We start from the raw sequence: 10,593 nt of genomic DNA on the forward strand, positions 1-10,593 counted from the left end.
CCGCCGCCCCGTCCTCCCCGTCCCCGCTGTCCGCTCCCGCGCTGGACGCCGACGCGCTGCTCGACGACCCCGCCATCCGGATCGTCGTGTGCTGCGGCTCGGGCGGCGTCGGCAAGACCACGACCGCCGCGGCACTGGGCGTACGGGCGGCCGAGCGCGGCCGCAAGGTCGTCGTCCTCACCATCGACCCGGCCCGCAGGCTCGCCCAGTCCATGGGCATCGACTCGCTGGACAACGTCCCGCGCCGGGTCCCTGGCATCGAGGGCGAGGGCGGCGGGGAGCTGCACGCCATGATGCTCGACATGAAGCGGACCTTCGACGAGGTCGTCGAGGCGCACACGGACGCCGAACGGGCCCGCGCGATCCTGGAGAACCCCTTCTACCAGTCCCTGTCGGCCGGTTTCGCGGGCACGCAGGAGTACATGGCGATGGAGAAGCTCGGGCAGCTGCGCGCCCGCGACGAGTGGGACCTGATCATCGTCGACACCCCTCCGTCGCGCTCCGCGCTGGACTTCCTGGACGCGCCGAAGCGGCTCGGTTCCTTCCTGGACGGAAAGTTCATCAAGGTGCTGATGGCCCCCGCGAAGATGGGCGGCCGGGCCGGCATGAAATTCCTGAACGTGGGCATGTCGATGATGACCGGCACCCTCGGCAAGCTGCTCGGCGGTCAACTCCTGCGTGACGTACAGACCTTCGTCGCGGCGATGGACACCATGTTCGGCGGCTTCCGGACCCGGGCGGATGCCACATACACCCTGCTCCAGGCGCCCGGCACGGCCTTCCTCGTGGTCGCGGCCCCCGAGCGGGACGCGTTGCGCGAGGCCGCCTACTTCGTGGAACGGCTCGCCTCGGAGGACATGCCGCTGGCCGGTCTGGTGCTCAACCGCGTCCACGGCAGCGAAGCCGCCCGGCTCTCGGCCGAGCACGCCCTGGCCGCCGCAGAAAATCTTGACGGGGTCGGCATTGTGGATCAGACGACCGGGAAGGCTGGACTTCGTGACCCGGCCGACCGGTCGGACGCCCCGCCCGAAGCCGTCGCCACCCCTGACACCACTCCCGATCCCGCCGAGCACACGGACCACGAGGACCACGCGAGCCACGTCGATCAGCTGACCGCCGGCCTGCTGCGTCTGCACGCCGAACGGATGCAGGTGGTCGCGCGCGAACAGCGCACACGCGACCGCTTCACCGCGCTGCACCCCGAGGTCGCCGTGACCGAAGTGGCCGCACTGCCCGGTGATGTACATGATCTCGAAGGCCTTCGGGCCATCGGGCACCGGCTCGCGACCGGTTCCGCCCCGGCCTGAGCTGCCCAGTCGTCCGTTCGCGCTATCCCACCGCGGCGTACCTCTCGTGCAGTTCGTCGTCGTCCAGTCCGATCGCCACGGGCAGGATGCCCGCGGACTGCTCGTACTCGCTGCGCGCGGTCTCCAGCAGCCGGCGCCAGGACGTGACGGTGGGCCGCCTGCGCAACAGCGCGCGACGCTCCCTCTCGGTCATTCCGCCCCACACGCCGAACTCGACGCGATTGTCCAGCGCGTCGGCCAGGCACTCGGTCCGCACCGGACATCCGGTGCACACCGCCTTGGCTCTGTTCTGCGCTGCTCCTTGTACGAACAGTTCATCCGGATCGGTAGTGCGGCAGGCTGCCTGCGCACTCCAGTCGGTTACCCAGCCCATCACGGCGCCGTCCTCTCCCGAATCGAGGCTCCCCCACGGCGACAGCGGCATATTCACCGCTGCCAGTTGAGGACGTTACGGAAGGTGGCGACAGCACAACACCCCCTTCGGGCCCAATCTTGGATGGCCCGAACGGACTATGCGTATGCGGCAGATCACCCAGGGGAGTGAGGTGAGGACATGCGCGACTATCCCGGCGAAATAGGGACAGTTCACCTGGATCACAACGGACGTTCAACGACACACGAGGCGATTTCGGGAGCGCCTTGGTTCGTGGCCGGGTCGTGCACGGGGGTTGATGCGGGACCGGACTGCTGTGACAGTTGAGAGCAGCTTAGGCCAAGGCATATACGTGTGTCCGGCGAATGAGAACGTAGGCTGCCCCCATGCCAAAGAAGCGCTCGGGCGGGGGTCTCTCGACGACCCAGCAGGCCGCCAAGTTCCTCGGTGTCGCCGCGCTCTCCGGAGTCGTGCTCGCGGGCATCGCGCTGCCGGCCGCCGGAGCACTGGGGCTCGCCACCAAGGGGACGGTCGAGGGATTCGACGAGATCCCGGCCAACCTCAAGACCCCGCCACTGAGCCAGCGCACCACGATCCTGGACAGCAAGGGCGGCACGATCGCCTCGGTGTACTCGCGCGACCGCACGGTGGTCCCCCTGAAGGACATCTCTCCGTACATGCAGCAGGCGATCGTGGCGATCGAGGACGCCCGCTTCTACAAGCACGGGGCGATCGACCTCAAGGGCATCCTGCGCGCGCTGAACCGCAACGTGCAGGCGGGCGGGACCGCGCAGGGCGCCTCGACCCTCACCCAGCAGTACGTGAAGAACGTCTTCGTCGAGGAGGCGGGCGACGACCCGGACAAGGTCGCGCAGGCCACCCAGCAGACCATGGGCCGCAAGATCCAGGAGCTGAAGTACGCGATCCAGGTCGAGGAGGAGCTCGGCAAGAAGAAGATCCTGGAGAACTACCTCAACATCACCTTCTTCGGCCAGCAGGCGTACGGCATCGAGGCCGCCTCCCAGCGCTACTTCTCCAAGCGGGCGAAGGACCTGACCCTGGAGGAGGCCGCGCTGCTGGCCGGCGTCGTGCAGTCGCCGAGCCGCTACGACCCGGTCAACGACGCGGCCGAGGCCACCAAGCGCCGCAACACCGTCCTCCAGCGCATGGCGGACGTCGGGAACATCTCGCAGGCCGAGGCCGACAAGGCGAAGGCGAACCCGATCAAGCTGAAGGTCAAGAAGCCGCAGAACGGCTGCATCACCGCCGTCAACGGCGCGGGCTTCTTCTGCGACTACGTGCGCCACGTCTTCCTCAACGACCCGGTCTTCGGCAAGACCAAGGAGGACCGGGCCAAGATCTGGAACCAGGGCGGCCTGACGATCAAGACGACGCTCGACCCGCAGTCCCAGCAGTCGGTGCAGACCTCGATCAAGAGCCACGTCTACAAGAAGGACAAGGTCGCGACGGCCGTCACCCTGGTCCAGCCGGGCACCGGCCGGATCATGGGCATGGGCCAGTCCAAGCCGTACGGCTTCGGGCCCGACGAGACGCAGTACAACTACTCGGTCAACAAGAGCATGGGCGGCTCGAACTACGGCTTCCCGACCGGTTCGACGTTCAAGCCGTTCCTCGCCGCCGCCGCCATAGAGGGCGGCAAGCCGGCCACCCAGGTCTACTCGTCGCCGTACGACATGGACTATCCGGACACCGTGCAGTCCTGCGGGAAGCCGTGGGTCAACGACGGCGTGCCGAAGTACCACGTGGAGAACGAGAGCGAGTCCGAGAAGGGCCCGTACGCGCTGCGCGAGGCCATGGAGATGTCGGTCAACACCTACTTCGTGCAGATGCTCCAGGACATCGGCATGTGCCCGGTCTCGAAGATGACCGACAAGCTGGGCGTGGTGCAGGGCGACGGCACCAAGCTGCCGCAGAACCCGTCCACGCTGACCCTCGGCTCCAACGGTCTGTCGCCGCTGACGATGGCGAGCGCGTACGCCGCCTTCGCCAACCGCGGCACGTACTGCACGCCGGTCGCCGTACTGTCGGTCAAGAAGGCGGACGGCAGCTCGCTCCCCGTGCCCCGTACCTCCTGCTCGCAGGCCATGTCGCAGACGACGGCCGACACGATCAACACCCTGCTGCGCGGAGTGGTCGACTCCGGTACGGGGCAGGAGGCGGGTCTCCAGAGCCGCGACAACGCGGGCAAGACCGGTACGACCGACGCCCGCAAGAACGCCTGGTTCGTCGGGTACACGCCGAACATGTCCGGCGCGGTCTGGGTCGGCAGCCCGTCCCAGAGCGTCGAGATGGAACGCATCACGATCGGCGGCGTGTACCAGGACAAGGTGTACGGCGGACAGGTCCCCGGACCCATCTGGCGGGACGCGATGACGGGCGCCCTCGCCGGCGTGGCCGCTCCCCCCTTCAACACCGTGCACATCCCCGACCCGGCGAAGGACGAGGACGACGAGGACGACCGGGACCGGGACCGGGGCGGCGACCGGGGACGGCCGGGCCCGGGCGGCAAGAAGCCCGGTGACAAGACCCCGTTCCCCGGCATCACCATCTCGCCGGACCTGATCGGCGGCAACAACGGCGGCGGCCACCGCGGCCGGACCAACGGCGGCACGCAGGGCCCCTGAGCCGTACGCGACACGAACGAGGGTGGGGCCCGGATCGACACCGATCCGGGCCCCACCCTCATGTCGTCCACGCGCGGACGCGGAACCGGGCGCCGGGCCTCATGCGCCGGGCGACCGCGCGCCCGGCCCGGGCCGGAGCGGAGTCAGCCCGCGAGGAGCTTCTTCACCGAGGCGGCCACCCGGCCGCCGTCGGCACGCCCCGCGACCTTCGGGTTCACGATCTTCATGACGGCGCCCATCGCGCGCGGGCCCTCGGCCCCGGCGGCCCTGGCCTCCTCGACGGCGGCGGACACGATCGCGCCCAGCTCGTCGTCGCTCAGCTGCTTGGGCAGGTACGCGTCGAGGATCGCGCCCTCCGCCTTCTCACGCTCGGCCTGCTCGGCCCGGCCGCCCTGGGCGAAGGCTTCGGCCGCCTCGCGGCGCTTCTTCGCCTCCCTGGCGATCACCTTCTGCACCTCGTCGTCGGAGAGTTCACGCGCCGACTTGCCGCTGACCTCCTCCTTCGTGATGGCGGTGAGGGTCAGCCGGAGCGTGGACGAGGTCAGCTCGTCACGCGCCTTCATGGCGGAGGTGAGGTCTTCCTTGAGCTTGGACTTGAGCGTGGTCATGTGCTGATTGTGGCAGGTACGGGGCAGCCCGCGCCCGCCGGTTTTCTGCTCGCCGCGCGGTGTCTGCGACGATGGGCACATGCGCGCACGCTACGGAGTACCCCTGAAAGTCACGGCAGTCGGCGCGGCGATCGGCGCGGCCGGCCTCGCCTACGCGGCCGGGTTCGAGGCCCGCTCGTTCCGGCTGCGGCGGGTCGCCATTCCCGTGCTCCCGCAGGGGGCACGCCCGTTGCGCGTGCTCCAGGTCTCCGACATCCACATGGTGAGCGGGCAGCGCAAGAAGCGCGCCTGGCTGCAGTCGCTGGCCGGCCTGCGCCCGGACTTCGTCGTGAACACCGGCGACAACCTCTCCGACCCCGGGGCGGTGCCCGAGCTGCTCGACGCGCTCGGCCCGCTGATGGAGTTCCCGGGCGTGTACGTCTTCGGCTCCAACGACTACTACGGCCCCAAGCTCCGCAACCCCGCCCGCTACCTGGTGGAGAAGGCCCGGGGCAAGCACGGCCTCAACGGGAACGCGCCCGCGGTGGGCGTCGTCCACAACCCGTGGGAGCCGATGCGCGACGCCTTCGACGAGGCGGGCTGGCTGGACCTGTCCAACACCCGGGGCCGACTCAAGGTCGACGGCTTGGAGCTCGCCTTCACCGGCCTGGACGACCCGCACATCAAGCGCGACCGCTACGCGGAGGTGGCGGGCGGCCCCGAGACCGGCGCCGACCTCTCCATCGGCGTGGTCCACGCCCCCTACCTGCGCTCCCTGGACGCCTTCACCAGGGACGGCTACCCCCTGATCCTGGCCGGCCACACCCACGGCGGCCAGCTCTGCATCCCCTTCTACGGAGCCCTGGTCACCAACTGCGACCTGGACACGGACCGGGTCAAGGGCCTGTCCACCCACTCCGTCGAGGACAACCGCGCCTACCTCCACGTCTCCGCGGGCTGCGGCACCAACCGCTACACCCCGGTCCGCTTCGCCTGCCCGCCCGAGGCGACCCTGCTGACCCTGACGGCCCGGGACTGACCCCCGTCCCCTCCCCCGCCCGCGGCGGCACGAAAACCGGATTTCGTCTGCGGGCGCGGGTGGGCTAAAGTAATCGATGTCGCCAGAACACCGGCGGCGATCGGGGTGTAGCGCAGCTTGGCAGCGCGCTTCGTTCGGGACGAAGAGGTCGTGGGTTCAAATCCCGCCACCCCGACAGCTGAAACACCAGGTCAGGGGCCTGATCCGCGAGAGCGGGTCGGGCCCCTGAGTGGTTTCCGGCAATCTGTGGGTCCGAGGCGGCCGCCCGTCGGAGTCGGCGGGGTTCCCCCACGTGCGGGCGGCGCTTTCTCTCCATCCGTTCCGGTAGTACTCCAGGAACATGTCCACGCCTCGCTCGATCAGCTGCTCCGCCGGCGGCAGGCGGTCGCCGTAGGGGCTGTGGACGACGTGGGGGTACAGCACGAGGGCGTAGAACTGGATGATCGCCACGTCCCTGTCGGGGATCTCCAGCTCCGGGCAGGCGCGCAGGGCGGCGGCGAGCGGTTCCGCGAAGCGTTCGGGGCCCTGTTCCCGCCAGGCGCGGCCCAGCCGGGGGAAGCGGCGGGCCTCGGCGGCGATCAGGGCGCGCAGTGCCGGCACCTCCTCCTGGGCGATGCCCTGGACCCGGCCGCGGGCGGTGGCGGTGGCGGTGGCGGTGGCGGTCAGGATCTTGAAGGAGGCGCCCCCGACGGCGCCCGGGGCCGTCCCGTGGAACGGGCGGCCCCGGGCGCACACGCGGAGGTCAGTCCTCGCCCTCCAGGTTGCCCTCCGTCTCCAGGTACGCCTCGCGCAGGGCGGCGAGGATCTTCGGGTCGGGCTCGGCCCACATGCCGCGGGACTCCGCCTCCAGGAGGCGTTCCGCGATGCCGTGCAGGGCCCAGGGGTTGGCCTGCTGGAGGAACTCGCGGTTGGTCGGGTCAAGGACGTACGTCTCGGTGAGCTTGTCGTACATCCAGTCGGCGACCACGCCCGTCGTCGCGTCGTAGCCGAAGAGGTAGTCGACGGTGGCGGCGAGTTCGAAGGCGCCCTTGTAGCCGTGCCGCCGCATCGCCTCGATCCACTTGGGGTTCACCACCCGGGCGCGGAAGACCCGGGACGTCTCCTCGACCAGGGTGCGGGTGCGGACCGTCTCGGGGCGGGTGGAGTCGCCGATGTACGCCTCCGGGGCGGTGCCGCGCAGCGCCCGGACGGTGGCGACCATGCCGCCGTGGTACTGGAAGTAGTCGTCCGAGTCGGCGATGTCGTGTTCGCGGGTGTCGGTGTTCTTGGCCGCGACCGCGATCCGCCTGTACGCCGTCTCCATCTCCTCGCGGGCCGGGCGGCCGTCCAGTTCGCGCCCGTAGGCGTAGCCGCCCCAGACCGTGTAGACCTCGGCGAGGTCCGCGTCGGTGCGCCAGTCGCGGGAGTCGATGAGCTGGAGCAGTCCGGCGCCGTACGTGCCGGGGCGGGAGCCGAAGATGCGGGTGGTGGCGCGGCGTTCGTCGCCGTGGGCGGCCAGGTCGGCCTGGGCGTGGGCGCGTACGTGGTTCTGCTCGGCCGGTTCGTCCAGGGCGGCGACGAGGCGGACCGCGTCGTCGAGCAGGCCGATGGTGTGCGGGAAGGCGTCACGGAAGAAACCGCTGATGCGGAGGGTGACGTCGATGCGCGGGCGGCCGAGTTCGGCGGGCGGGATCGCCTCCAGGCCGGTGACGCGCCGCGAGGCGTCGTCCCACACCGGGCGGACGCCGAGCAGCGCGAGGGCCTCGGCGACGTCGTCGCCCGCGGTGCGCATCGCGCTGGTGCCCCACAGCGACAGGCCGACCGAGGTGGGCCAGTCGCCGTTGTCGGCGCGGTAGCGCTCCAGGAGCGAGTCCGCGAGGGCCTGGCCGGTCTCCCAGGCGAGCCGGGAGGGCACCGCCTTGGGGTCGACGGAGTAGAAGTTGCGCCCGGTCGGCAGGACGTTGACCAGGCCGCGCAGCGGGGAGCCGGAGGGTCCGGCGGGGACGAATCCGCCGTTCAGCGCGTGGAGCGCGTGGTCGAGCTCGTCGGTCGTGGCGGCCAGCCTCGGCACCACCTCGCGGGCGGCGAAGGCGAGGATGTCGGCGACCGCCTCCGGGTGCCCGGCCGCCACCCCGGCGACGGCGTCCGGGGACCAGTCGGCGTCCTCCATCGCCTGGACCAGGGCGCGGGCCCGTTCCTCGGCCTCGTCGGCGGTGACGCGGGTCGCGGCGGACTCGTCGAGCCCGAGTGCCTCGCGCAGCCCCGGCAACGCGGCGGTGCCGCCCCAGATCTGACGGGCCCGCAGGATCGCGAGCACCAGGTTGACCCGGTCGGCACCGGCGGGGGCGCCGCCCAGGACGTGCAGGCCGTCGCGGATCTGGACGTCCTTGATCTCGCAGAGCCAGCCGTCGAGATGCATGATGAAGTCGTCGAAGCCCTCGTCCTCGGGACGGTCCTCGATGCCCAGGTCGTGGTCGAGCTTCGCGGCCTGGATCAGGGTCCAGATCTGGGCCCGGATCGCCGGGAGCTTCGCCGGGTCCATCGCGGCGATCTGGGCGTGCTCGTCCAGGAGTTGTTCGAGGCGGGCGATGTCCCCGTAGCTGTCGGCGCGCGCCATCGGCGGTACGAGGTGGTCGACGAGGGTGGCGTGCACCCGGCGCTTGGCCTGGGTCCCCTCGCCCGGGTCGTTGACCAGGAACGGGTAGATCAGCGGGAGGTCGCCGAGCGCGGCGTCGGGGCCGCAGGCGGCGGAGAGGCCGGCGTTCTTGCCGGGCAGCCATTCCAGGTTGCCGTGCTTGCCGAGGTGGATCATCGCGTCGGCGCCGAAGCCGTTGTCGTCGGCCGGGGCGGCGATCCAGCGGTAGGCGGCCAGGTAGTGGTGCGAGGGCGGCAGGTCCGGGTCGTGGTAGATCGCGATCGGGTTCTCGCCGAAGCCGCGCGGCGGCTGGATGAGGATCAGCAGGTTGCCGCGGCGCAGTGCGGCGAGGACGATGTCGCCCTCCGGGTTGCGGGACCGGTCGAGGAACATCTCGCCGGGGGCGGGCCCCCAGTGCTCCTCGACGGCCTCGCGGAGCTCGGCCGGCAGGGTCGCGTACCAGCGCCGGTAGTCGGCGGCCGGGATGCGGACCGGGTTGCGGGCCAGCTGCTCCTCGGTGAGCCATTCCTGGTCGTGGCCGCCCGCCTCGATCAGCGCGCGGATCAGCTCGTCGCCGTCGCCCGACGCGAGCCCGGGGACCTCCTCCGTACCGAAGTCGTAGCCCTCGTCCCGGAGGCGGCGCAGCAGGGCGACGGCGCTGGCGGGAGTGTCGAGGCCGACGGCGTTGCCGATCCGGGAGTGCTTGGTCGGGTACGCGGACAGGACGAGCGCGATCCGCTTCTCGGCGGCCGGGATGTGGCGCAGCCGGGCGTGCCGCACGGCGATCCCGGCGACGCGGGCGGCGCGCTCGGAATCGGCGACGTACACGGGCAGGCCGTCCGCGTCGATCTCCTTGAACGAGAACGGCACCGTGATCAGGCGGCCGTCGAACTCGGGGACGGCGATCTGGCTCGCGGCGTCCAGCGGGGAGACCCCTTCGTCGTTGCCCTCCCAGTCGGCACGCGAACCGGTGAGGCAGAGCGCCTGGAGCACGGGCACGTCGAGGCCGGTGAGGGCGCCCGCGTCCCAGGATTCGTCGTCGCCGCCGGCCGACGCCTCGGCGGGCCGGGTGCCGCCCGCGGCGAGCACGGTGGTCACGATCGCGTCGGCGTCGCGCAGGGCCTCGACGAGTTCGGGTTCGGGGGTGCGCAGCGAGGCGACGTACAGCGGCAGGGGCCGGCCGCCCGCGTCCTCGACGGCGCGGCACAGGGTGTCGACGAACACGGTGTTGCCGCTCATGTGGTGGGCGCGGTAGTAGAGGACCGCGACCGTCGGGCCGTCCGTGCGCCGGGGCGTGCGCTCCAGCGGTCCCCAGGAGGGGGCCGGGGCGGGCGGCGCGAAGCCGTGGCCGGTGAGCAGGACGGTGTCGGAGAGGAAGCGGGCGAGCTGGTCCAGGTTGGCCGGTCCGCCGTGGGCCAGGTAGGCGTGGGCCTCGGCGGCGATGCCGATGGGCACCGTCGAGGCGGCCATCAGCTGGGCGTCGGGGGCCTGTTCGCCGGTGAGGACGACCACGGGGCGTCCGGTGGCGAGCACTTGGTCGAGGCCGTCCTGCCAGGCGCGTACCCCGCCGAGGAGGCGGACGACGACCAGTTCGGCGCCCTCCAGGAGTTCCGGCAGGTCCTGGAGCGGGAGCCGGGAGGGGTTGGCGAAGCGGTAGGAGACCGGGCCGTTCGAGGCGCGGGCGCTGAGCAGGTCGGTGTCGGACGTCGACAGGAGCAGGATCATGCGGCGTCTGGCCTTCCTCGGGGTGTCCACGCCCCGGGCGGGTGTCGGAATGGGTCTCCCCTGCTCGGCACGGACCGAGCGCTCGGGGAAGGGAGTTCCTGACTCGCCCGGCCGGTGGGCCGGACTCACAGTGGCGGGACCGTGCCGGAATCTCACCGGACTTCCTCCCCTGTCGCCGTCTGTGGCGACGACGTGCCGGATGGCCCGTCGGTGGGGGTGTTCGTGGTGCCCCGCCGCGCGGCGGGGCACCACGAACACCCCCGGGGCATAGTACGGCCGACCGGTGACGCGGGGTCGGGGAGC

At 71.2% G+C, this 10,593-nt stretch carries 7 protein-coding genes, 1 tRNA gene and 1 riboswitch; of the genes, 4 read left to right on the forward strand and 4 right to left on the reverse strand.

Going from position 1 to position 10,593, the window contains the following annotated elements; genetic code table 11:
• Positions 1 to 26 precede the first annotated feature (26 nt).
• Entirely contained in the window at positions 27 to 1,307 is a 1,281-nt protein-coding gene (locus EAO76_RS17220; RefSeq protein ID WP_148837362.1) for an ArsA family ATPase, read from the forward strand.
• 22 nt (positions 1,308 to 1,329) lie between these two features.
• On the opposite strand, the gene EAO76_RS17225 is transcribed toward EAO76_RS17220, so the two are convergent.
• The gene (locus EAO76_RS17225; protein ID WP_187438703.1) at positions 1,330 to 1,680 is read right to left on the reverse strand and encodes a WhiB family transcriptional regulator; all 351 of its coding nucleotides are present in this window, start codon (positions 1,678 to 1,680) and stop codon (positions 1,330 to 1,332) included.
• 386 nt (positions 1,681 to 2,066) lie between these two features.
• On the opposite strand from EAO76_RS17225, the gene EAO76_RS17235 reads away from it, so the two are divergent.
• A complete protein-coding gene (locus EAO76_RS17235; protein WP_148836849.1) occupies positions 2,067 to 4,325 on the forward strand; it encodes a transglycosylase domain-containing protein in 2,259 nt (752 codons plus the stop codon).
• A gap of 143 nt (positions 4,326 to 4,468) precedes the next feature.
• Here the strand turns inward: EAO76_RS17235 and EAO76_RS17240 are convergent, their stop codons facing one another.
• The gene (locus tag EAO76_RS17240; RefSeq protein WP_148836850.1) at positions 4,469 to 4,933 is read right to left on the reverse strand and encodes a GatB/YqeY domain-containing protein; all 465 of its coding nucleotides are present in this window, start codon (positions 4,931 to 4,933) and stop codon (positions 4,469 to 4,471) included.
• A 79-nt stretch (positions 4,934 to 5,012) separates the two neighbouring features.
• On the opposite strand from EAO76_RS17240, the gene EAO76_RS17245 reads away from it, so the two are divergent.
• Both EAO76_RS17245 and EAO76_RS17250 read left to right on the forward strand, forming a co-directional pair.
• Complete coding sequence (locus EAO76_RS17245) at positions 5,013 to 5,951, forward strand: metallophosphoesterase (protein WP_148836851.1); 939 nt, start codon at positions 5,013 to 5,015, stop codon at positions 5,949 to 5,951.
• Positions 5,952 to 6,052: 101 nt separating this feature from the next.
• Positions 6,053 to 6,126: transfer RNA gene (locus EAO76_RS17250), tRNA-Pro, on the forward strand.
• On the opposite strand, the gene EAO76_RS17255 is transcribed toward EAO76_RS17250, so the two are convergent.
• A complete protein-coding gene (locus tag EAO76_RS17255) occupies positions 6,108 to 6,686 on the reverse strand; it encodes a TetR/AcrR family transcriptional regulator C-terminal domain-containing protein (RefSeq protein ID WP_148836852.1) in 579 nt (192 codons plus the stop codon). The genes EAO76_RS17250 and EAO76_RS17255 overlap by 19 nt on opposite strands.
• Positions 6,687 to 6,693: 7 nt before the next feature.
• Complete coding sequence (gene cobN, locus EAO76_RS17260; protein WP_148836853.1) at positions 6,694 to 10,290, reverse strand: cobaltochelatase subunit CobN; 3,597 nt, start codon at positions 10,288 to 10,290, stop codon at positions 6,694 to 6,696.
• Between the two features lie 92 nt (positions 10,291 to 10,382).
• Positions 10,383 to 10,457, reverse strand: a riboswitch (cobalamin riboswitch).
• Between the last annotated feature and the right edge of the window lie 136 nt (positions 10,458 to 10,593).

Origin of the sequence: Streptomyces sp. sk2.1 (genome assembly GCF_008120935.1) — a bacterium.
In the GTDB taxonomy this organism is placed as follows: Bacteria; Actinomycetota; Actinomycetes; order Streptomycetales; family Streptomycetaceae; genus Streptomyces.